Raw genomic sequence first — 21,019 nt, 5'->3', positions numbered from 1 at the left:
TCATAGTGACAATCGACCACGGGTATTTCCTGATTGTGGCAGAATGGCGCGCCTAATAAGCTTCCAGCAACCGTGATTGGGACTTGTTTTTGATATGGGGTGGTTTTCCTTCCGGGAAGGGAAAACCTGGGGTAAAGAGCGGTTGTTGCCATTTCCGCAAACCTGGAATTTCCCGCCGAACCAACGTTCTGTTACGCATCACCGATTGCCATGCTAAGCGCAACTTACGACAGCCTGCTGGTTGTCGTCTCCCTGCTGGTCGCCATCCTCGCCTCCTATACGGCGCTGGACATGGCCGAGCGCATCAACACCACCAGCAACCTGCATTCGATGGCGGCCCGCTTCTGGCTGGCCGGTGGCGCCGTGGCCATGGGCATCGGCATCTGGTCGATGCATTTCATCGGCATGCTGGCCTTCCGCCTGCCCATCATGCTGGGCTACGACGCCTGGATCACCGCGCTGTCGCTGGCCATCGCCATCGCCGTCTCCGGTTATGCGCTGTGGACCGTGAGCCGTCCCGAACTGCCGCTGCGGCGCCTGCTCAAGAGCGCGCTGTTCATGGGCATCGGCATCGCCGGCATGCACTACACCGGCATGGCCGCCATGCGCATGAACCCGGGCATCGACTACGATCCGCTGCTGTTCCTGGCCTCGGTGGCCATCGCCATCGTGGCCTCTGCCGCGGCGCTGTGGATCGCCTTCCGCCTGCGCAAGAACACCCCGCATGTGAAAGCCGCGCGCGCCGGCGCGTCGGTGGTGATGGGCGTGGCCATCGTCGGTATGCACTACACTGGCATGGCCGCCGCCAATTTCCGCACGGGCGCGATCTGCATGGCCGCCCGCGAAGGCGTGAGCCCGGGCTGGCTGGCGATCCTGATCGTGGTGGTGACCCTGGCGGTGCTGACCATCGCGCTGCTGACCTCGGTGCTGGACGCGCGACTGGAGTCGCGCACGGCCAAGCTGGCGCGTTCGCTGGCCGAGGCCAACGAGGAACTGACCCAGATGGTGCTGCACGACCACCTGACCAAGCTGCCCAACCGCACGTTGCTGGAAGACCGCCTGACCCAGTCCATCAACAAGGCTTCGCGCAGCAACAGCCACTTCGCGCTGATGTTCATGGACCTGGACGGGTTCAAGGCCATCAACGATTCGCTGGGCCACCATATCGGCGACCGCCTGCTGGTGGAAGTGGCGGAGCGCCTGACCGGCTCGATGCGCGCGCATGACACCGTGGCGCGCCTGGGCGGCGACGAATTCGTGATCCTGGTGGACCTGGTCAAGCCGGACGACGCCATGCCGGTGGCCGAAAAACTGGTCGAGGTGGTGAACCAGCCGTTCATGGTGGACAAGCACGAGCTGCGCGTGTCGGCCAGCGTGGGCATCGCCATCTATCCGGAAGACGGCAGCACGCGCCACGACCTGGTGATCAACGCCGACGCCGCGATGTATCACACCAAGCGCAGCGGCCGCAACGGCTACAACTTCTTCGAACCGTCGATGAACGCCAACGCGCACAACCAGTTGCAGTGGCTGCAGGACCTGCGCGTGGCGCTGGAGCGCAAGCAGTTCAGGCTGGTCTACCAGCCCAAGTTCCGCTCCCCCGACGGCCCGGTGATGGGCGCCGAAGCCTTGTTGCGCTGGCAGCATCCGGTGCACGGCATCGTCGGCCCGGACGAATTCATCGCGCTGGCCGAGCGCTCCGGCCTGATCATCCCGATCGGCGCCTGGGTGCTGGACGAAGCCTGCCGCCAGATGCAGGAGTGGATCAAGCTCGGTTACTCGGACTGGAAAATCGCGGTCAACCTGTCGGCGCTGCAGTTCGCCGATCCGCACCTGCTCGACGTGGTGACGGCGGCGCTGGAAAAGCACCAGCTGCCGGCCGGCTGCCTGACGCTGGAAGTGACCGAGTCGACCGCGATGCACGACACCGCGGCCAGCATGCAGACGCTGCAGAAGATCGCCGATCTGGGCGTGGACATTTCCATCGACGACTTCGGCACCGGCTACTCCAGCCTGCTCTACCTGAAGCGCCTGCCGGCCAACGAGCTCAAGATCGATCGCGGCTTCGTGCGTGACCTGTCGGACGGCACCGAGGACGCCGCCATCGTTTCGGCCATCGTCGCGCTGGGCCGCACGCTGAACCTGCGCATCGTCGCCGAAGGCGTCGAGACCGAGATGCAGCAGGACTTCCTGACCTCGGTGGGCTGCGATGCGCTGCAAGGCTACCTGATGGGACGGCCGATGCCGCCCGAGCAGTTCCTGCAGGCAATTCGCCCGCTGCAGGAAGCCGCGCGCCAGGCCTGAACCCGCTGACAAATCCCTGATTTTTTGTGATATTCCCGGCGCACGGGAGCATTTTCGCGCGCCCTTGCTTCCCGGGCGGAAAACCGCGAGGGAGCGGCCTTCCCGTCGACTTTTCCATCCTCCAAATTGGCCCATGCCGGGCCGGTTATTCCAACGATCGTTTTATCCGGCTTGATGCAAGATGAGCCCAGGGGAGCCACCAGCCGCAAGAGCCGGGGCCGTCTGCCGCCACGGCGGACAAGATCAGGACATGGCGCGCCGGCGACGACCGGCGCAAGACGGGAGAGGACATGAGCATCATCGGCAATATGAAAATCGGCAAGCGCCTGGCATTGGGCTTCGCCATCATCCTCGGCCTGTCGGTCGTCATCACCGGCATCGGCGTATGGCGGCTGCAGACGCTGGCCCAGGGCACGCAGCAGATGATGGACAAGCCCATCGCCAAAGAACGCTACATCTCCGACTGGTACCGCAACACCTACGCCGGCATCCGCCGCGCCACCGCGGTGGCCAAGAGCAGCGACACGTCGCTGTCGGCTTTCTTCAAGCCCGAGACCGATGAGGCCACGCGCGTCTCCACCGAGCTGCAGAAAAAGGTCGAGGCGCTGCTGGTGAGCGAAGAGGAAAAGCAGCTCTTCGCCAAGATCACCGGCACGCTGCGCAAGCAGTATCTCTCCACGCGGGACGTGATCTACAAGGAAAAGGCCAAGGACAATCCCGACCAGGAGATGATCAAGGTCGCGCTGGAAAAGGACTACCTGCCGGCCGCCAAGGCATACCAGGAAGGCGTGGAGGCGCTGATGAACCTGCAGCGCAAGACGCTGGACGAACTGGCCGTAACCAATGAGCAGATCGCCGCCCAGAGCGCGGTGATGCTGAGTGTGCTGGAGGCGCTGGTGCTGGCCTTCGGCATCGCCTGTGCGTGGTTCCTGACAGTGGGCATCACCCGCCCGCTCAACACCGCCGTGCAGGTGTCGCGGCAGGTGGCGCAGGGCGACCTGACCGCGGAGATCGCGGTCAAGGGCAAGGATGAAACCGGCCAGCTGCTGCAGGCCCTGCAGGACATGAATTCCAGCCTGCGCAACATCGTCAGCAACGTGCGCGTGGGCACCGAGACCATCAATACCGCATCGTCGGAAATCGCCAACGGCAACCTCGACCTGTCGGGCCGCACCGAGCAGCAGGCCGGCGCGCTGGAAGAAACCGCCTCGGCCATGGAGCAGCTGACCTCCACCGTCAAGCAGAACGCCGACAACGCGCGCCAGGCCAACCAGCTGGCGGCATCGGCCTCCGAAGTGGCGGAGCAGGGCGGCGCGGTGGTCAGCCAGGTGGTGCAGACCATGGCGTCCATCAATGACTCTTCGCGCAAGATCGTCGACATCATCAGCGTGATCGACGGTATCGCCTTCCAGACCAATATCCTGGCGCTGAACGCGGCGGTGGAAGCCGCGCGGGCCGGCGAACAGGGGCGCGGCTTTGCGGTGGTGGCGTCGGAAGTGCGTTCGCTGGCGCAGCGTTCCGCGGCCGCGGCGAAGGAAATCAAATCGCTCATCGACGACTCGGTCGAGAAGGTCGGCGCCGGCAGCCAGCTGGTGGCGCAGGCCGGCGAGACCATGGATGAAGTGGTCGCCAGCGTGCGCCGCGTCACCGACGTGATGGCGGAGATCACCGCGGCCAGTCAGGAGCAGAGCACCGGCATCGAGGAAGTCAACCGCGCCATCACGCAGATGGATGAAAACACCCAGCAAAACGCCGCCCTGGTCGAGCAGGCGGCTGCCGCCGCGCAATCCCTGCAGGAGCAGGCCGGCAAGCTGACTCAGCTGGTGAGCGTGTTCAACCTGCGCGGCGAAGCGATGCTGGGCGCGCCGCGCGCATCGCAGGTGATCGACGTCACGCCGGAGCGGGCGCGCCTGCCGTGAGGCGTTGAAGAATGAAGGTCCGCCTCGCCAGCAGGCGGATCGCAAGGAACTCCTGAGGGGGAGGTTTGGAGCGGATGGCCCGTACGGCATCCGCTCTTTTTATTGTCGCGCGGGTTGGCGGCCGCGCCGGGTCAGGCCGGCGCAGGGCATTCCAGCCGGTATTGTTCGTCGGCGCGGCGCGCCTTGCGGCGGGCGTTTTCAAGCTGCTTGTCCTGTGCGCGCAGCGGCTGTGAGCGCGTCTCCTGCAGGTCTTGCTCGGCCCAGCGGCGGCGCAGGGCGAGCTTGTCGCATTTCTTCTTTGCGGCGGCTTCCGCCCTGGACGGCCCGGTGTCGCGGCGCGTGGCCGGCGCCGCTTCAGCCTTGGCGCGTGGCGGCGCGGGAGGTGTCTTCAGCGCCGGCACCACGGGCAGCGGGGCTGGCGTGATCGCCGGCGCCTGCGCAGCAGAGCAGGGCTGGTCGGCGTAGACGGTGGCGCCGCCTTCGGTGCATTTGTAGAGCGCGGCGCGGCAGGGCAGGGCGACGGCGCACAGGGCAAGGGGGATCAGCAGGAAACGCAGGCATGCAATCATGAAAACTCGCGGCAGGAGAAAAAGGATGCGCGCGCCGTGACGGCGCCCGTTCTCCCTGCCGCGATCGATGATTTCGCCTGCCGGTCTGGCGCCGGCGTGGCGGGTTCGGTCAGATGACCTTGCCCGGATTCATCAGGTTGTGCGGATCCAGCGCCTGTTTGATGGTGCGCATGAGCGCGAGTTCTACCGGCGACTTGTAGCGCGTGATTTCTTCGCGCTTCAATGCGCCCAGCCCGTGTTCGGCCGAGATCGATCCGCCGAAACGGTCCACGCTGTCATGCACCACCAGGTTGATGGCGTGCTGCTGCCTGATGAATTCGGTATCGGCCACGCCTTCCGGCGGCGAGACGTTGTAGTGCAGGTTGCCGTCGCCCAGGTGGCCGAAGGTGACCATGCGGCAGGCCGGCGACGCTTGCTGCACCAGCTGGTCGGTGACCTCGATGAACTCGGCGATGCGCGAGATCGGCACCGAGATGTCGTGCTTGATGTTCTTGCCTTCGTGGGCCTGGGCCATCGAAATGTTTTCACGCAGTTGCCACAGCGATTTCGACTGCGCAATCGACGAGGCGATGACGGCGTCATCGATGATGCCTTGTTCCAGCGCGTTGCCGATGACGTCTTCGAAGATGCCGCGGGCATGCTCCTCCGACTCGCTGTCGGACAGCTCCAGCAGCACGTATTGCGCGTGTCGCTGCGCGAAAGGCAGGCGCTGGTCCGTGAAGTGTTTGGCCACCAGCTGCAGGCAGAAATCCGACATCAGCTCGAAGCCCGTCAGCGCCGGGCCGCAGCGCGACTGCGCCAGGTTCAGCAGCCGCAGCGCCTGCGCCGGCGTTTTCAGCGCGGCCAGCGCGGTGACTTGCGCGCGCGGCTGCGGGAACAGTTTCAGCACCGCGGCGGTGATCACGCCCAGCGTGCCCTCGGCGCCGATGAAGAGGTCGCGCAGGTCGTAGCCGGTGTTGTCCTTGCGCAGGCCCTTGAGGCTGCTCATGACCTCGCCCTGGGCGGTGACCACTTCCAGCCCCAGGCACAGCTCGCGCGTGTTGCCGTAGCGCAGAACCCCGGTGCCGCCGGCGTTGGTGGAGAGGTTGCCGCCGATGGTGCAGCTGCCTTCCGCGGCAAGCGAGAGCGGGAACAGGCGCGCGGCGGCGGCAGCCTCCTGCTGCACGGTCTGCAGCACGCAGCCGGCTTCCACCGTCATGGTGTTGTTGACCGGATCGACCGCGCGGATGCGGTTCAGGCGCCGCAGCGACAGCACCGCGGCAGTGCCGCCCTGGTCGGGCACGCTGCCCAGCACCAGTCCGGTGTTGCCGCCCTGCGGTACCAGCGGTACGCGGTATTGCGCGCACAGCCTGACGATGGCGGCGGTCTCGGCGGTGTCCGCCGGACGCAGCACGGCCACCGCGCGGCCGGTGTAGCGCCCGCGCTGGTCGGTCAGGTAGCCGGCGGTGTCGGCGGGTTCGGTGAGGACGTGCGCGGCGCCGATGGCGGCGCGGCAGGCTTGCAGGAATTCGTTCATGGATGCAGGACGGGCGGGATGGGGTTCGCCGCGCGCCGGCCGGCGGCGCGCGTGGGAGATCGGCGCAGGGCGTTTACTGCGACGCCTTCTGGATCGCTTGGCGGGCGATTTCCTTGGCGGCCTTCTTGAACGGATGCAGGTAGAGCAGGGCGCACAGGAAGTAGACGCAGGACAGCGCGACTTCGCCCCAGGCCAGCATGGCCGACAGGTGGGCGGTGTCGCTGGTGGCGCGCACCAGGCCTTCGGCCAGGTAGACCAGGATCAGCATGGACGACCACTGCATGGTGTAGACGTCGCGTTTGAGCACGCCGCGCAGCGGCAGCAGCAGCGGGACCACCTTCAGCACCATCCACGAGCCGCCCGGACGCAGCGGCGCCAGCGCCAGTTCCCACGCCACGCACAGCAAAATCAGCAAGATCAGGCTGGCGATGGCTCCTGCATGAAAGTAACGTGCGCGGCTGCTGCTCATGATGGTCTCCGTAATTGTTTGGCGGTCTCTGCCAGCCGTTTTCCCAGCGCTATGGCCAGTGTACGCGAGTCGTCCGACAGCGGCTGGTTGCCGTTGACGCCCGCCCAGTGGCTGGCGCCGTAGGGGGTGCCGCCGCTGCTGGTGTTCATCAGTTCGGGATGGGTGTAGGGCAGGCCGACGATGAGCATGCCGTGATGCAGCAAGGGAATCATCATCGACAGCAGCGTGGATTCCTGCCCGCCGTGCATGCTGCCGGTCGAGGTGAAGACGCCGGCCGGCTTGCCCTCCAGCGCTCCCGACAGCCACTGCGGGGCGGTGCCGTCCCAGAAGTATTTCATGGCCGCGGCCATGTTGCCGAAACGCGTCGGTGAGCCCAGCGCCAGGCCGTGGCATTGCTCGAGATCAGCGGCTTCCACATAGGGCGCGCCGCTGGCGGGCACGTCCGGCTCCACCGCTTCGGCTACCGTCGACACTGCCGGGACCGTGCGCAGGCGGGCGTCGCATCCTGTCACGCTTTCCACGCCCTGGGCGATCAGTTCGGCCAGCTTGCGGGTGGCGCCGTGGCGCGAGTAGTACAGCACCAAGATGGTGGTGTTGGCGGAGGCGGGGGACGAATATGCGGAGTTCATGCGGCTTATTATATTTCCCTTTTTTTCACTTGCCATGCCTGCGCATGCGACTGCGCTCGCAGAGGCGAACCGGGTCCCGGCGCGGCCGCTATTTGCCGTCGATGACCTGCAGCAATTGCCATTGCTGGTCACGCAGCTCGTAGATGCTGAACACCGGCGCCGCCAGGTCGCCCTCGCCGTTGAACGCGATCGCGCCGGTCAGGCCGTTGAAACGGATGCTGTGCAGGGCCTCGGTGATCTTCTCGGGCGCCAGCGAATTGGCTTGCCTGACAGCGGCGATGAGCACCTGGGCCGCGTCGTAGGCCAGCGGCGCGTACGGGTCGATGTAGCTGCCGAATTCTTCTTCGTAGCTGCGCTGGAAACTCTTCCAGCCCTTGAGCCTTTCTATCGGCTGGCTCGCCTCGAGCGAGATGATGCGGTTGGCGAGCGCGCCCACGTCTTTGGGGAAGCGCGGGCTGATGATGCTGTTGGCGCCGGTGATCAGGGGGATGTTGATGTTGAGTCGCTGCATGGCTTGCGCCAGGATGACCGCCTGGTCGTACAGGCCGCCCCAGAAGATGGCGTCGGGATTGCCGTTCCTGGCCGCGTTGAGGATGTTGCTGAAGTCCGAGGTCTTGTAGCTGACCGAGTCGTGGCTGAGGATGTTGCCGCCCTGCGCACGCACCGCCTGGGCGAAGGTTTCGGCGAAGGCGTGGCCGGAGGCGATGCCGTTGTCGATCACGGCGATGCGCCTGAGGCCGGCGGTCTTGACGGCGTATTGCGCCAGGTACCTGCCGGCCCGCTCGGTATGGCCGACCATGCGGAAGGTGGTCTGGAAGCCTTGCTGGGTGTAGGCGCGGCTGCTTGCCGAGGGCGCCAGCTGGGGGATGCCGGCGCGGCTGTAGACGGCCGAGGCGGCCATGCTGGTGCCGGAGTTGCCGTGGCCGATGACGCCGATCACGCCGCGCCTGACGAAGTATTCGGCGACGATGGGCGCGGTGCGCAGGTCGGAATTGTCGCTCTGCGTGATCAGCTCGAAGGTGACTTGCTTGCCGTTGATCCGGATCTTCTGGCGGTTGGCGGCATTGACGGCGAGTTGCGCCGCGTTGGCCATGCTCCTGCCGATGCGCACAGAGGCTTCGACCGGGCTTGTCAGCGCGCAGGCGAAGCCGATGTAGGCCACGCTGGTTTCGCCGGCCGGGGCTGGGGCTGTGGCGGAGTGGCCGGCAAGCGGCGCCAGCAGGAGGACGGCGAGCAGGGCGCTGACGTTGCGACGCATGTGGATCCCCCGAAAAGTTTGTCGTTGCGCCCAAGGTGGCGCGCGGCGTCCGCACAGGCCGGAGCGCCGCTGCGGCCGCCCGTTACCTGTTGCTCCACGGTACTGCCGCCAGGGCCGGCTGCGTTGGCCGGTCCCTATGTTGTCGTCTTCTTCACAAAAAAAGTTTAGTCGACATTAAGTCGGATGATGAGTATTTTGCTGAAAACATTTCATCAAAAATTCGGTGAATGAAGAGATATTGGGGATAATTTGATTTTCAGGCTCGCATGGACCGGGTTGCAGCGCCGCTGGCGCCCGGCTTGCGGCATGTCCGGCGGCCATTCTGCCGTATGGAACCAGTGGGTGGCGGGGAGGTCTCCTTGCGCTCCTTGCATTTGAAGTGAACCGATTTGATGTCCTTTTTCCGTTTTTCCTTTTCGCATATGCGTGGCTTGACCCGTCAGCAGTTACGCGATCTGTTCCGTTTCGCCGTGCGCCGGCTGGGCGAGGATCGCCTGCCGCAAGTGGCCGGCAGCCTGACCTTCACCACCATCCTCTCGCTGGTGCCGATGATCACGCTGGCGCTGGCGGTGTTTGCGGCCTTCCCGCTGTTCTCCACCTTCCGCGCGTCGCTCGAGGCCTATTTCGTCGAGAACCTGATGCCCAGGGGCGTGGCCAACACCATCCTCGGCTACCTCAACCAGTTCTCCTCCAAGTCGGCGCGCCTGTCGGCGGTCGGCGCGGTGGCGCTGATCCTGACTTCGGTGCTGACGCTGGCCGGTGTGGAGAGCGTGTTCAACCAGATCTGGCGCGTCAAGAAGGCGCGGCCGCTGGTGCAGCGGGTGCTGGTCTACTGGGCCATCATCACGCTGGGGCCGCTGCTGATGGGGGTGTCGATCAGCGTCACGTCCTATCTGTCGACGGCCACCGGCGGCGCGGTCAAGAGCCTGCCTTTCCTCGGCGCCAGCTTCTACACGCTGGTCTCGGTGGCGGTGTCGACCGTGGCCTATACGCTGCTCTACAGCACCGTGCCCAACCAGACCGTGGACTGGCGCGACGCGCTGGCCGGCGGCCTGGTGGCGGGCGTGTGCGTGGAAATCGCCAAGCGCCTGTTCGCGGTCTACCTGCTTAAGTTCCCGACCTACACCATGGTCTATGGCGCGCTGGCGGTGCTGCCGATCTTCCTGGTGTGGATCTACATGATGTGGATGATCACCCTGATGGGGGCGCTCCTGACGGCGGCGCTGCCGGTGGTGCGCTACGAGCGCTGGTGGCACGTCGGCGCCAAGGGGGCGGAGTTCATCGATGCGGTCAAGCTGCTCAAGTTCCTGCATGCGGCGCGCGCCGGCGTGGAGTCGGCCGTGGTCGGCATGGATGAGGTGCGGCGCGCCACCCACCTGGGCTTGGGCGAGCTGCAGGAGCTGCTGGGCAAGATGGCCGAGGCCGGATGGGTCGCCTCGGTCAAGCCGCAGGTCACGCGCAAGGCGGCCTGGAACCGCCGCATCACCGATGAGATGGACCGCTGGACGCTGGTGGTCAATCCGTCGTCGCTCAAGCTGTCCCAGGTCTACCGCATGTTCGTCTTCGATCCCGCCGTGCTGGCGCAGGCGGGAGAGGAGGGCGAGCTGGCTACGCGCGTGGAGACGGCGATCGACGCCGTGCTGGAGCAATCGCTGGACGACTATTGCAATGCGCAGGAAGCGGCGCAGCAAAAGCTGGCCGCGGCCGTGGCGGCGATGCCTTACGCGACGGTGCCGCTGGACGAGCGGCGCCGCATGTGGGAGCGCTGAGCCCGGCGCAGGGTTCAGAAGGAAATCTGGCCGGTCAGCATCTGCCAGTACATGACCCAGTCGCCCATCAGGGAATAGAGCGGGTGGCGGAAGGTGGCGGGCTGGTTCTTCTCCACCATGAAGTGCCCGATCCAGGCGAAGCCGTAGCCGCACAGCACGGCCACCGGCAGCCACCACCACTGATGGGTGATCAGCAACAGCATCAGGCACAGCAGGGCCAGCGTCGAGCCCAGGAAGTGCAGCTGGCGATTGACTCGATGCGAGTGTTCGCTCAGGTATGTCGGGTAGAACTCGTTGAAGCTGGCATATTCCCGGTCGGGCAGCGCGGTAGACACACTCATCTCCCAGAGTACTGACCAATTCAGCTTAGTCACTGGCGCCGCCTTATTCAATGCAAGCTCGTGCTTGACCGGTTCGCTGCATGGCAGCGTGATTGGCGGTTGCCGAAACGGCATCCTTGCCCGTACCATGTGGCATGCGCCGCGAGGCGTGCAGCGTCCCGCATGTTGCCTGCGTGAATTGGATTTTTCAGGCACCATCGGCTAAAGTCAAAACAGCACAATACAAACTTAGGACGACATCATGAAAGTCTCTGAAATCCTCAAGGTCAAAGGCAACATCCTGTTTACCGTCACGCCGGAAACCCCGATTCAGGAGGCCGTCACCGCCATGGCCGAGAAAGACATCGGCTCGCTGGTGGTCATGGAATATGGCGACCTGGTCGGCATGCTGACCTTCCGCGAAGTGCTGCTGACGCTGCACAAGAACGGCGGCGCGCTGGGCGGCTCGACCGTGCGCAAGCACATGAACGATGCGCCCATCACCGTCACCCCCGACACCGACCTGAACGAAGTGCGCCGCATCATGCTGGAAAAGCACGCGCGCTACGTGCCGGTGATGGAGGCGCGCACCGTGCTGGGCGTGATGTCCTTCTACGACGTCGCCAAGGCCGTGCTGGATGCGCAGGGCTTCGAGAACAAGATGCTCAAGGCCTACATCCGCGACTGGCCGGCCGAGCACGAAGAAAACAATACCTGATCCGCGCGCCGCTTCCGGGTGCGGGGCTGCCTCGGCTATACTGGCGGGCGCCCGGCGCCGGCGCGGCGTGAGCAGGCTGCAGCGTGCTGCTGCGGCCGCATCGAAACCGTTCCCGCCGGGAGCGGTTTTTTATTGGCCGCGCAGTTCCGGTCCGTTGAGAGCCGGCGCTTCATCCGATCCACGCCACCGACCCGTCCATGCAAAAAAGCAACCAGTTCGCCCTGTTCGCCCAACGGCGCTTCTCTCCTTTCTTCTGGACCCAGTTCCTGGGCGCGCTCAACGACAACGTTTTCAAGACCGCGCTGCTGACCATCCTGACCTACGACGCATTGTCGTGGACCACGATGGATACCGGCCTGCTCAACAACCTGATCCCGGGCCTGTTCATCCTGCCGTTCTTCCTGTTCTCGGCCACCGCCGGCCAGCTCGCTGACAAGCTGGAGAAGGGGCGCGTGGCGCGCTTCGTCAAGCTGCTGGAAATCGCCATCATGGGCATCGCGGCCTACGGCTGGATGACGCACCACCTGTGGCTGCTGGTGGCCGCCGTGGTGGGCATGGGCATCCACTCGACCATCTTCGGGCCGGTCAAATACGCCTACCTGCCGCAGCAGCTCAAGCGCGAAGAACTGATCGGCGGCAACGGCCTGATCGAGATGGGCACGTTCGTCGGCATCCTGCTGGGCGAGATCCTGGGCGCGGTACTGGTGGTGCACAAGCCCTGGGGGCTGCAGCTGGTGGCCGGCGCCACGCTGGGCTTCGCCGTGCTGGGCTGGCTGGCCAGCCTGGGCATTCCCAACTCGCCGGCGCCGGCGCCTGAGCTCAAGGTCAACTGGAACCCCTTCACCGAGACCGTGCGCAACCTCGGCTTCTCGCGCCGCAACCGGCCGGTGTTCCTGTCGCTGCTGGGCAATTCCTGGTTCTGGTTCTACGGCGCCATCATGCTGGCGCAGTTCCCGATGTACGCGAAGAACTACCTGCATGGCGACCACGGCGTGTTCGTGCTGCTGCTGGCGATCTTCTCGGTGGGCATCGGCGCCGGGTCGCTGCTGTGCGAGCGTCTTTCCGGCCACAAGGTGGAAATCGGCCTGGTGCCGTTCGGCTCCATCGGCCTGTCGGTGTTCGGCGTGGAGCTTTATCTCGCCAGCCGGGGCTATGCGACGCCGGGCGGCGTGGTCGACGTCGCCGGCTTCCTGGCGCAGGGCGGCAGCTGGCGCATCCTGCTGGACTGCCTGGGCATCGGCGTGTTCGGCGGCCTCTACATCGTGCCGCTGTTCGCGCTGATCCAGACCCGCTGCGACCCGGCCCACGTCTCGCGCACCATCGCCGGCATGAACATCATGAACGCGCTGTTCATGGTGGTGGCCGCGCTGGTGGCGATGGTGCTGCTCAAGGCGGGGTTGAGCATTCCCGAGATCTTCCTGGCCACGGCGGTCATGAACGCCCTGGTGGCGTTCTACATCTTCTCGCTGGTGCCGGAATTCCTGATCCGCTTCCTGGCCTGGCTGCTGATCCATACCTTTTACCGCGTGCGCATTACCAACGGCGAGGCCATTCCCGCGCACGGCGCAGGAGTGATCGTGTGCAATCACGTGAGCTATGTCGACGCCATCGCCATCATGGCGGCCAGCCCGCGGCCGGTGCGCTTCGTGATGGATCACCAGATTTTCAGGTTCCCGGTGCTGTCCTGGGTGTTTCGCAATGCGCGCGCCATTCCGATTGCGCCGGTCAAGGAAAACCCGTGGCTGACCGAAAAGGCCTTCGTCGACATCGCCCAGGCGCTGCACGAGGGGGAGCTGGTGTGTATCTTCCCCGAGGGCAAGCTGACGCGCGACGGCGAGCTCAACCCGTTCCGCGGCGGCGTGCTGAAGATCATCGAGCGCACCCCGGTGCCGGTGCTGCCCATGGCCTTGCGCGGCCTGTGGGGCAGCCTGCTCTCGCGCGACCCCAGCAACCCGTTCGCGCGCACCTTCAAGCGCGGGCTGTTCTCGCGCCTGGAGCTGGTGGTGGGCGAACCGATCCCGCCCGGCGAGGTGACGCCGGAGCTGCTGCAGGAAAAGGTGAAGGCGCTGCGCGGCCAATGGAAGTAAACCCTTGGCGGCCCGCCCGCTCGTCGGCGGGCCGCCGGGCTGGTAAAATCGCTGTTTTCCCCGTCTTTGCGCGAATCCCATCATGTCCGGCAATACCTTCGGCACGCTCTTCACTGTCACCACTTTCGGCGAATCCCACGGTCCGGCCATCGGCTGCGTGATCGACGGCTGTCCGCCGGGGATGGCGCTGTCGGAGGCCGACATCCAGCCAGAACTGGACCGCCGCCGTCCCGGCACTTCGCGCCACGTGACGCAGCGCCAGGAGCCCGACACCGTCGAGATCCTCTCCGGCGTCTACGAAGGCAAGACCACCGGCACCCCGATCGCGCTGCTGATCCGCAACCAGGACCAGCGCAGCAAGGACTACGGCAACATCCTCGACACTTTCCGCCCCGGCCACGCCGACTATACCTACTGGCACAAGTACGGCATCCGCGACCCGCGCGGCGGCGGCCGCTCGTCGGCGCGCCTGACCGCGCCGGTGGTGGGCGCGGCGGCCATCGCCAAGAAGTGGCTGTTCGAAAAGTACGGCACCACCTTCAAGGGCTGCATGAGCCAGCTGGGCGAGATCGCCATTCCGTTCGAGTCGTGGGAGCACGTGCCCAACAACCCGTTCTTCGCCGCCAACGCCGCGATCATTCCGCAGCTCGAGCAATACATGGATGCGCTGCGCAAGGACGGCGACTCCATCGGCGCGCGCATCGACGTGGTGGCGCAGAACGTGCCGGTCGGCCTGGGCGAGCCGATCTACGACAAGCTGGACGCCGAGATCGCCTTCGCGCTGATGGGCATCAACGCCGTCAAGGGCGTGGAGATCGGCGCCGGTTTCCGTTCGGTGGCGCAGAAGGGTTCCGAGCACGGCGACGCGCTCACGCCCGAAGGTTTCGTCGGCAACAATGCCGGCGGCATCCTGGGCGGCATCTCGACCGGGCAGGACATCACGGCATCCATCGCCATCAAGCCGACCTCCAGCATCCGCACGCCGCGCCCGTCGATCGACAAGGACGGCAACCCGATCGCGGTCGAGACCTTCGGCCGCCACGATCCCTGCGTGGGCATCCGCGCCACGCCGATCGCCGAAGCCATGCTGGCGCTGGTGCTGATGGACCACGCCTTGCGCCACCGCGCGCAGTGCGGCGATGTCAAGGTCGATACGCCGCAGCTGCGCTGATCGACATTTTTCGACCTGCAAGCCGGCCGTCGCCAATGCGATCGCCGGCTTCTTTTTTGCGAACCATTGGGCGCCGGCGCCGGTCGAATCGCTCTCAGAAAATGCCTGGCCGATACCTGTTCGGGAAATCGCGCGCGGTTTATCATCGCTGCCAGGCATACCTTCCCGACATCAGATCAATTACTCAAGGAGGCGGGCATGGCGCTCAAACCTATCATCAAGAACAGCCTGTTGGCGCTGGCCGTGACCGGCCTGGTCGCATGCGAAACCGTGCAGACCACCCAGGGCGGCGCCGTGGGCGTGGACCGCAAGCAGAGCATGCTGATCTCCTCGCAGGAAATGGAGGCGCAGTCCAGCAAGGAGTACGCCCAGGTGCTGGCCGAAGCCAAGGGCAAGGGGCTGCTGAACCGCAACGCGGCGCAGACCCAGCGCGTGAAGGCCATCGCCAACCGGCTGATTCCGCAGACCGGCGTGTTCCGTCCCGACGCGCTGAAATGGAACTGGGAAGTCAACGTGCTGAGCTCCGACGACACCAACGCCTGGTGCATGCCGGGCGGGAAGATCGCGGTCTATACCGGCCTGATCGAGAAGCTGAAGATCACCGACGACGAACTGGCCGCGGTGATGGGCCACGAGATCGCCCACGCGCTGCGGGAGCACGCGCGTGAGCGCGCCTCGCAGCAGGCGGGCGCCAATTTCGCCATCTCGGTCGGCGCGGCGCTGCTGGGCCTGGGCGACGTCGGCCAGCAGGGCGCGCAGTACGCCTACATGGGTTTGATGGGCCTGCCCAATTCGCGCGCCAATGAAACCGAGGCCGACCGCATCGGCGTCGAGCTGGCCGCGCGCGGCGGCTACGATCCCAAGGCGGCGGTGACGCTGTGGCAGAAGATGGCCAAGCTGGGCGGCGAGGAGCCGATGAAGTTCATGTCCACCCACCCCTCCAGCGCCGACCGCATCGCCGACCTGACCGTGTATGCGCAGCGGGTCGATCCGCTGTACCAGCAGACCCGCAAGACGCGCTGAGCGGCGGCTTTCCCGGATGAAACCCGGCATGGCAAATGCCGGGTTTTTTGTTTGCGCCGCTACTTCTGCGCTTTTTCTGCTGCTTCGCAGCATTATTGTCTGTTGTTGCCATGCGGCGGAAAACGCGGCCGGAAGGGTAGGACCTGTCGCTTTATGGCATAATCAAATGCTATTTTCAACGACCAGTGCCCCTTCAGCACCTTTGCAGGACCGCAACATGCTCAAGACGCTTTACGACAAACTCTGGGAGTCGCACGTCGTTCATACGGAAGATGACGGTACCGCCATCCTGTATATCGACAGACATCTGCTCCACGAGGTGACCAGCCCGCAAGCCTTCGAAGGCTTAAAGCTAGCCGGACGTCAACCATGGCGTAATTCGGCCAACCTGATGGTGGCGGACCACAACGTGCCCACCACCGATCGTGCCCACGGCATCGCCGACCCGATCTCGCGCCTGCAGGTCGAGACGCTGGACGCCAATGCCAAGGAATACGACCTGACCTATTTCGGCATGAACGACAAGCGTCAGGGCATCGTGCACGTGATCGGCCCCGAACAGGGCGCCACGCTGCCGGGCATGACGGTCGTCTGCGGCGACTCGCACACCTCCACCCACGGCGCCTTCGCCGCGCTGGCGCACGGCATCGGCACCTCCGAAGTCGAGCACGTGCTGGCCACGCAGACCCTGCTGGCGCGCAAGTCCAAGGCCATGCTGGTGCAGGTCGACGGCGCGCTGCCGTCGGGCGTCACCGCCAAGGACATCGTGCTGGCCGTGATCGGCAAGATCGGCACCGCCGGCGGCACCGGTTACGCCATCGAATTCGCCGGCTCGACCATCCGTTCGCTGTCGATGGAAGGCCGCATGACGGTGTGCAACATGGCCATCGAGGCGGGCGCGCGCGCCGGCATGGTGGCCTTCGACGACACCACGATGAACTACCTGAAGGGCCGCCCGTATTCGCCGGCAGGCCCGCACTGGGAGCGCGCCGTCAGCTACTGGCGTTCGCTGCATTCCGACCCGGGCGCCAAGTTCGACATGGTGGTGCTGCTCAACGCCGCCGACATCAAGCCGCAAGTCACCTGGGGCACGTCGCCCGAGATGGTGGTGGCGGTTGATGCCCGCGTGCCCGATCCCGACAAGGAAAAGGATCCGACCAAGCGCGACGGCATGGAAAAGGCCCTGGCCTACATGGCCTTGAAGCCCAACACCCCGATCGAAGACATCCGCATCGACAAGGTGTTCATCGGCTCCTGCACCAACTCGCGCATCGAAGACCTGCGCGAAGCGGCGGCGGTGGTGCGCGGCAAGTTCCGCGCCTCCAACGTCAAGGTGGCGATGGTGGTGCCGGGTTCCGGCCTGGTCAAGGAACAGGCGGAGCGCGAAGGCCTGGACAAGATCTTCCGCGACGCCGGCTTCGAGTGGCGCGAACCGGGCTGCTCGATGTGCCTGGCCATGAACGCCGACCGACTGGAACCGGGCGAACGCTGCGCCTCGACCTCGAACCGCAACTTCGAAGGTCGCCAGGGCGCCGGCGGCCGCACCCACCTGGTGAGCCCGGCGATGGCCGCGGCCGCAGGCATTGCGGGGCATTTCGTCGATGTCCGTTCCCTGTAACTTGTCACCGAGAGAAAAAACCATGAAAAAAATCTCCGCTTTGTTCCTGCTGGTCGCCGCGCTGGGCTCCCTGGCCGGCTGCAATACCGTGGACGGCTTCGGCAAGGACGTGCAGCACGTCGGCGAAAAGATGCAGGACGCCAGCAAGAAGTAATCAGGAAACCGGTGGGCCCGCCACGGCCGACCGGCGGTTTTTGAACAGGAAATAGGAAGGGCGCGGCGGCAGGCCATATTTGCCGCGATGCCGCGCCGACTCAACGCCATGAATAAATTTATCGTCCACGAAGGTTTGGTTGCGCCGCTGGACCGTGCCAACGTCGACACCGATGCGATCATTCCGAAGCAGTTCCTGAAGTCGATCAAGCGCAGCGGCTTCGGCCCCAACCTGTTCGACGAATGGCGCTACCTCGACCACGGCGAGCCGGGCATGGACAATTCCAAGCGCCCGCTGAACCCGGACTTCGTCCTGAACCAGGAGCGTTACCAGGGCGCATCGATCCTGATGGCGCGCAAGAACTTCGGCTGCGGCTCCTCGCGCGAGCACGCGCCGTGGGCGCTGGACCAGTACGGCTTCCGCGCCGTGATCGCTCCCAGCTTTGCCGACATCTTCTTCAACAACTGTTACAAGAACGGCCTGCTGCCGATCGCGCTGACCGAGGCGCAGGTCGATCATCTGTTCAACGAAGTGAAGGCCTTCCCCGGCTATCGCCTGGTCATCGACCTGGAAAAGCAGGTGGTCACCACCACCAACGGCAGCCAGGCTTTCCCGTTCGACATCAGCGAGTTCCGCAAGTACTGCCTGCTGAACGGCTTCGATGACATTGGCCTGACCCTACGCAAATCGGACACCATTCGTGCCTACGAAGAAAAACGCCTGCACGAACAGCCCTGGTTGAGCAACACGATCTGAGGATCGTAGGAAGTAAAGCAAAACAGAGGGCGGTCAGATGACCGCCCTTGTCGTTCATAACCATTCATCACCTTTGAACCATCCTGAGAAAAGAGAGTGCCATGAAGATTGCTATCCTGCCGGGTGACGGCATCGGTCCTGAAATCGTCGACCAGGCGGTCCGCGTCCTGAATTCGCTGGGCGAAACCTTCGAAATGGAAACCGCCCCGGTCGGCGGCGCCGGCTATGAGGCGCACGGCCATCCGCTGCCGGACGGCACCCTGAAGCTGGCCAAGGAAGCCGACGCCATCCTGTTCGGCGCGGTGGGCGACTGGAAGTACGACAAGCTCGAGCGCGCGCTGCGCCCGGAGCAGGCCATCCTGGGTTTGCGCAAGCACCTGCAGCTGTTCGCCAACTTCCGTCCGGCGATCTGCTATCCGGAACTGACCGGCGCTTCGTCGCTGAAGCCCGAGCTGGTGGCCAACCTGGACATCCTGATCGTGCGCGAGCTCAACGGCGACATCTATTTCGGCCAGCCGCGCGGCATGCGCGAAGCGCCGGACGGTCCTTTCAAGGGAGCCCGCGAAGGATTTGATACCATGCGCTATTCGGAACCGGAAATCCGCCGCATCGCGCACGTGGCATTCCAGGCCGCGGCCAAGCGCGGCGGTCGCCTGTGCAGCGTGGACAAGGCCAACGTGCTGGAAACCTTCCAGTTCTGGAAGGACATCGTGAGCGAAGTCGGCAAGGAATATCCGAACGTCGAGCTGTCGCACATGTACGTGGACAACGCGGCCATGCAGCTGGTCAAGGCGCCGAAGAACTTCGACGTGATCGTCACCGGCAACATGTTCGGCGACATCCTCTCGGACGCCGCCGCGATGCTGACCGGTTCCATCGGCATGCTGCCGTCGGCTTCGCTGGACGCCAACAACAAGGGCCTGTACGAGCCTTCGCACGGTTCGGCGCCGGACATCGCCGGCCGTGGCATCGCCAATCCGCTGGCGACCATCCTGTCGGCGGCGATGATGCTGCGCTTCTCGCTGAACAAGGCGGAGCAGGCCGACCGTATCGAAAACGCCGTGAAGAAAGTGCTTGCGCAAGGCCTGCGCACCGCCGATATTTACGAAGAGGGTACCACCAAGGTCAACACCCAGCAGATGGGCGAGGCGGTGGTCAAGGCCCTCGGTTAAGGACAATTCCGCCTGCGGGCGGATTGCTCGCCGGATGGTCCGGCAAATGTGTTCAATCGACGTTGATAACCATGGAAGTACTCAATAGGGAAAGATGATGAAACTGGTAGGTTTGGTAGGCTGGCGTGGAATGGTGGGTTCGGTCCTGATGCAACGCATGCAGGACGAGGGTGATTTCGATCACATCGAACCGGTGTTTTTCTCGACTTCGAATGCAGGCGGCAAAGCGCCGTCGTTTGCCAAAACGGCAACGACGCTGAAAGATGCCAACAGCATTGAAGAGCTGAAAAAATGCGACATCATCATTACCGCGCAGGGCGGCGACTACACCACCGAGATCTTCCCGAAGCTGCGTGCTTCCGGCTGGGACGGTTACTGGATCGACGCCGCCTCGACCCTGCGCATGAAGGATGACGCCGTGATCGTGCTGGACCCGGTCAACAACAATGTCATCAAGGACGCGCTGGCCCGTGGCGTGAAGAACTACATCGGCGGCAACTGCACCAACTCCATCCTGCTGATGGGCGTGGGCGGCCTGTTCAAGGAAGGCCTGGTCGAGTGGGTCAGCTCCATGACCTACCAGGCCGCTTCCGGCGGCGGCGCCAACCACATGCGCGAGCTGTTGAAGGGCATGGGCGTCATCAACGCGGCCGTGGCCGATGAACTGGCGACGCCCTCGTCGGCCATCCTGGACATCGACCGCAAAGTGGCCAAGACCATCCGCGAAGACGTGCCGACCGAGTTCTTCGGCGCGCCGCTGGCGGGCGGCCTGATCCCCTGGATCGACGCGCAGCTGGAAAACGGCCAGTCCAAGGAAGAGTGGAAGGGCCAGGCCGAAGTCAACAAGATCCTCGGCAACGAGAAGATCATTCCGGTCGACGGCCTGTGCGTGCGTATCGGCGCGATGCGTTGCCACAGCCTGGCGCTGACCATCAAGTTGAAGCGCGACCTGCCGCTGTCGGAGATCGAATCGATCATCCGCTCCGGCAACCAGTGGGTGAAGTGGGTTCCCAACGAGCGTGCAGTCACCGTCAAGGAACTGACGCCGGCGGCGGTCACCGGCGGCCTGGAAATCGGCGTGGGCCGCGTGCGCAAGCTGAACCAGGGACCGGAATACATCTCCGCGTTCGTGATCGGCGACCAGCTGCTGTGGGGCGCCGCCGAGCCGCTGCGCCGCATGCTGCGCATCATCCTGGGCAACCTGGCGTAATGCGAGCGCCCGGAAAGTTTTCCGGGCGGCATCGCTCTGCGCGGGCTGAATGCGAATAAGGCTTGCCTACATCGTTGTCAGTCTGCAACAATAGCCCGCCACCGGCCACTCATGTGGCTGCTGGCGGGTTTTGTTCGTCTTGAGAACTTGGTTACACTTGCGGGTGTAAGTTCTTGATGATAAAAGTTGAAAATCCAATTCATTTCATGAAAGCCAACAAAATACGGCTTGCATGTCTGCCAGGCGGCGACTACCAGCATCCGGTCGCGCCATCGGCGGCGTAGCGGACCAAGGGCGGGATTTGCTGGATTTGATGAAATGGGTCTGCAGTCTGGCTCTTCGGACCCTGCGAGAGGC

Annotated in this window: 18 protein-coding genes; 12 read left to right on the top strand and 6 right to left on the bottom strand. The window is 64.7% G+C overall.

Annotated features, from left to right (window positions below; all coding sequences use genetic code 11):
• Positions 1-210 precede the first annotated feature (210 nt).
• Both CEJ42_RS05030 and CEJ42_RS05025 read left to right on the top strand, forming a co-directional pair.
• Complete coding sequence (locus CEJ42_RS05030; protein WP_088750170.1) at positions 211-2,304, top strand: putative bifunctional diguanylate cyclase/phosphodiesterase; 2,094 nt, start codon at positions 211-213, stop codon at positions 2,302-2,304.
• Positions 2,305-2,594: 290 nt separating this feature from the next.
• On the top strand, positions 2,595-4,223 hold the full coding sequence (locus tag CEJ42_RS05025; RefSeq protein ID WP_088750169.1) for a methyl-accepting chemotaxis protein: 1,629 nt from the start codon (positions 2,595-2,597) through the stop codon (positions 4,221-4,223).
• A 131-nt stretch (positions 4,224-4,354) separates the two neighbouring features.
• On the opposite strand, the gene CEJ42_RS05020 is transcribed toward CEJ42_RS05025, so the two are convergent.
• From CEJ42_RS05020 to CEJ42_RS05000, 5 genes are all read right to left on the bottom strand, one after another.
• Positions 4,355-4,792, bottom strand: a complete 438-nt coding sequence (locus CEJ42_RS05020) for a hypothetical protein (protein WP_088750168.1) — start codon at positions 4,790-4,792, stop codon at positions 4,355-4,357.
• A gap of 109 nt (positions 4,793-4,901) precedes the next feature.
• On the bottom strand, positions 4,902-6,308 hold the full coding sequence (locus CEJ42_RS05015) for an FAD-binding oxidoreductase (RefSeq protein ID WP_088750167.1): 1,407 nt from the start codon (positions 6,306-6,308) through the stop codon (positions 4,902-4,904).
• 73 nt (positions 6,309-6,381) lie between these two features.
• Positions 6,382-6,777, bottom strand: coding sequence for a DUF2069 domain-containing protein (locus CEJ42_RS05010; RefSeq protein WP_079215722.1), 396 nt, complete (start codon positions 6,775-6,777; stop codon positions 6,382-6,384).
• The gene (wrbA, locus tag CEJ42_RS05005) at positions 6,774-7,406 is read right to left on the bottom strand and encodes an NAD(P)H:quinone oxidoreductase (RefSeq protein ID WP_088750166.1); all 633 of its coding nucleotides are present in this window, start codon (positions 7,404-7,406) and stop codon (positions 6,774-6,776) included. The genes CEJ42_RS05010 and wrbA overlap by 4 nt, the downstream gene beginning before the upstream one ends.
• 88 nt (positions 7,407-7,494) lie before the next feature.
• Positions 7,495-8,664 carry a branched-chain amino acid ABC transporter substrate-binding protein gene (locus tag CEJ42_RS05000; RefSeq protein WP_088750165.1) on the bottom strand — a complete coding sequence of 390 codons (1,170 nt, stop codon included), beginning with the start codon at positions 8,662-8,664 and terminating at the stop codon, positions 7,495-7,497.
• Positions 8,665-9,086: 422 nt separating this feature from the next.
• On the opposite strand from CEJ42_RS05000, the gene CEJ42_RS04995 reads away from it, so the two are divergent.
• Positions 9,087-10,433 carry a YihY family inner membrane protein gene (locus tag CEJ42_RS04995; RefSeq protein ID WP_243397774.1) on the top strand — a complete coding sequence of 449 codons (1,347 nt, stop codon included), beginning with the start codon at positions 9,087-9,089 and terminating at the stop codon, positions 10,431-10,433.
• 14 nt (positions 10,434-10,447) lie between these two features.
• Here CEJ42_RS04995 and CEJ42_RS04990 read toward each other — a convergent pair whose 3' ends face one another.
• Positions 10,448-10,768: an Mpo1-like protein gene (locus CEJ42_RS04990; protein ID WP_079215718.1), complete on the bottom strand. Its 321-nt coding sequence runs from the start codon at positions 10,766-10,768 to the stop codon at positions 10,448-10,450.
• Positions 10,769-11,015: 247 nt separating this feature from the next.
• Between CEJ42_RS04990 and CEJ42_RS04985 the strand changes: the two genes are divergently transcribed.
• The 9 genes from CEJ42_RS04985 to asd all read left to right on the top strand — a co-directional run bounded on the left by CEJ42_RS04985 (position 11,016) and on the right by asd (position 20,662).
• On the top strand, positions 11,016-11,471 hold the full coding sequence (locus CEJ42_RS04985) for a CBS domain-containing protein (protein WP_079215717.1): 456 nt from the start codon (positions 11,016-11,018) through the stop codon (positions 11,469-11,471).
• A gap of 197 nt (positions 11,472-11,668) precedes the next feature.
• Positions 11,669-13,558 carry an MFS transporter gene (locus CEJ42_RS04980; RefSeq protein ID WP_088750163.1) on the top strand — a complete coding sequence of 630 codons (1,890 nt, stop codon included), beginning with the start codon at positions 11,669-11,671 and terminating at the stop codon, positions 13,556-13,558.
• A gap of 82 nt (positions 13,559-13,640) precedes the next feature.
• Positions 13,641-14,729, top strand: coding sequence for a chorismate synthase (gene aroC / locus CEJ42_RS04975; RefSeq protein WP_079215715.1), 1,089 nt, complete (start codon positions 13,641-13,643; stop codon positions 14,727-14,729).
• 198 nt (positions 14,730-14,927) lie between these two features.
• Complete coding sequence (locus CEJ42_RS04970; protein WP_079215714.1) at positions 14,928-15,752, top strand: M48 family metallopeptidase; 825 nt, start codon at positions 14,928-14,930, stop codon at positions 15,750-15,752.
• Between the two features lie 217 nt (positions 15,753-15,969).
• Positions 15,970-17,370, top strand: a complete 1,401-nt coding sequence (gene leuC, locus CEJ42_RS04965) for a 3-isopropylmalate dehydratase large subunit (RefSeq protein WP_079219155.1) — start codon at positions 15,970-15,972, stop codon at positions 17,368-17,370.
• A gap of 22 nt (positions 17,371-17,392) precedes the next feature.
• Positions 17,393-17,524 carry an entericidin A/B family lipoprotein gene (locus CEJ42_RS04960; protein ID WP_079215713.1) on the top strand — a complete coding sequence of 44 codons (132 nt, stop codon included), beginning with the start codon at positions 17,393-17,395 and terminating at the stop codon, positions 17,522-17,524.
• A 108-nt stretch (positions 17,525-17,632) separates the two neighbouring features.
• Positions 17,633-18,280 carry a 3-isopropylmalate dehydratase small subunit gene (leuD, locus tag CEJ42_RS04955; protein ID WP_079219154.1) on the top strand — a complete coding sequence of 216 codons (648 nt, stop codon included), beginning with the start codon at positions 17,633-17,635 and terminating at the stop codon, positions 18,278-18,280.
• Positions 18,281-18,381: 101 nt separating this feature from the next.
• Positions 18,382-19,452, top strand: a complete 1,071-nt coding sequence (leuB, locus tag CEJ42_RS04950) for a 3-isopropylmalate dehydrogenase (protein WP_079215712.1) — start codon at positions 18,382-18,384, stop codon at positions 19,450-19,452.
• A gap of 97 nt (positions 19,453-19,549) precedes the next feature.
• Positions 19,550-20,662, top strand: a complete 1,113-nt coding sequence (asd, locus tag CEJ42_RS04945; protein WP_079215711.1) for an aspartate-semialdehyde dehydrogenase — start codon at positions 19,550-19,552, stop codon at positions 20,660-20,662.
• Positions 20,663-21,019 lie beyond the last annotated feature (357 nt).

This window comes from Herbaspirillum robiniae (genome assembly GCF_002213415.1).
Lineage (GTDB): Bacteria > Pseudomonadota > Gammaproteobacteria > Burkholderiales > Burkholderiaceae_D > Herbaspirillum > Herbaspirillum robiniae.
Note: the sequence above shows the minus strand (reverse complement) of the source record. Positions and strands in the feature narration are given on the sequence as shown.

Coding starts and splice junctions, on each gene's coding strand:
- CEJ42_RS05030 (WP_088750170.1), top strand. CDS start 211: ATGCTAAGCGCAACTTACGACAGCCTGCTGGTTGTCGTCTCCCTGCTG.
- CEJ42_RS05025 (WP_088750169.1), top strand. CDS start 2,595: ATGAGCATCATCGGCAATATGAAAATCGGCAAGCGCCTGGCATTGGGC.
- CEJ42_RS05020 (WP_088750168.1), bottom strand. CDS start 4,792: ATGATTGCATGCCTGCGTTTCCTGCTGATCCCCCTTGCCCTGTGCGCC.
- CEJ42_RS05015 (WP_088750167.1), bottom strand. CDS start 6,308: ATGAACGAATTCCTGCAAGCCTGCCGCGCCGCCATCGGCGCCGCGCAC.
- CEJ42_RS05010 (WP_079215722.1), bottom strand. CDS start 6,777: ATGAGCAGCAGCCGCGCACGTTACTTTCATGCAGGAGCCATCGCCAGC.
- wrbA (WP_088750166.1), bottom strand. CDS start 7,406: ATGAACTCCGCATATTCGTCCCCCGCCTCCGCCAACACCACCATCTTG.
- CEJ42_RS05000 (WP_088750165.1), bottom strand. CDS start 8,664: ATGCGTCGCAACGTCAGCGCCCTGCTCGCCGTCCTCCTGCTGGCGCCG.
- CEJ42_RS04995 (WP_243397774.1), top strand. CDS start 9,087: ATGCGTGGCTTGACCCGTCAGCAGTTACGCGATCTGTTCCGTTTCGCC.
- CEJ42_RS04985 (WP_079215717.1), top strand. CDS start 11,016: ATGAAAGTCTCTGAAATCCTCAAGGTCAAAGGCAACATCCTGTTTACC.
- CEJ42_RS04980 (WP_088750163.1), top strand. CDS start 11,669: ATGCAAAAAAGCAACCAGTTCGCCCTGTTCGCCCAACGGCGCTTCTCT.
- aroC (WP_079215715.1), top strand. CDS start 13,641: ATGTCCGGCAATACCTTCGGCACGCTCTTCACTGTCACCACTTTCGGC.
- CEJ42_RS04970 (WP_079215714.1), top strand. CDS start 14,928: ATGGCGCTCAAACCTATCATCAAGAACAGCCTGTTGGCGCTGGCCGTG.
- leuC (WP_079219155.1), top strand. CDS start 15,970: ATGCTCAAGACGCTTTACGACAAACTCTGGGAGTCGCACGTCGTTCAT.
- CEJ42_RS04960 (WP_079215713.1), top strand. CDS start 17,393: ATGAAAAAAATCTCCGCTTTGTTCCTGCTGGTCGCCGCGCTGGGCTCC.
- leuD (WP_079219154.1), top strand. CDS start 17,633: ATGAATAAATTTATCGTCCACGAAGGTTTGGTTGCGCCGCTGGACCGT.
- leuB (WP_079215712.1), top strand. CDS start 18,382: ATGAAGATTGCTATCCTGCCGGGTGACGGCATCGGTCCTGAAATCGTC.
- asd (WP_079215711.1), top strand. CDS start 19,550: ATGAAACTGGTAGGTTTGGTAGGCTGGCGTGGAATGGTGGGTTCGGTC.